The 588-nt window shown below is 48.1% G+C and carries 1 pseudogene; it reads left to right on the forward strand.

Features of this window, described 5'->3' with window-relative positions:
- A pseudogene (locus A3750_RS26560) lies at positions 1–588 on the forward strand (patatin-like phospholipase family protein); the annotation flags it as partial.

Here is a 588-nt window from a genome sequence, read left to right on the forward strand (position 1 = left end):
TTATCGTCGCAAAAGCCAATGGGCTTGTTCAGTACGAGAACAAGTTTTTGCAAGGCTTAGGGCTCGCAAAAAGTTACATCGGCAACAGGCTAGATAGAAAACACCTTAAAAATCAGTATGAACGGTTTATATTTCATACGCCGAGTAGCGCCCTAGTTTTAGACGATCCGGATGGCATACCAACTCGCCATGTGCGCCTATCAAAAGAAAACCTGATGCCTGCCCTGCTCGCTTCGGGGTCGATTCCCATGGTGATGGCAGGAATCAAAAACATCCCCGGAGCACCTTTGGGAATGTATCGAGATGGTGGCGTGATTGACTATCATTTTGACGTAGACATTAAGAACCAGGGCTTGACGCTTTATCCACACTTTGGACCAATACCTAAACCTGGCTGGTTTGATAAAAGCTCCAAGCGTGTGGCACGAAACGCTCACTACGACAGGACGGTGATCATTTGCCCATCAAGCGAATTCGTAGCGTCATTACCCTACGGGAAGATTCCCGACAGAACCGATTTTGTGGAGTTGGATGCCCAGACTCGCATGACCTACTGGAGGAAAGTACTTTCAGAGACTGAGCGGTTGG

It is taken from the genome of Oleiphilus sp. HI0079, from assembly GCF_001635105.1.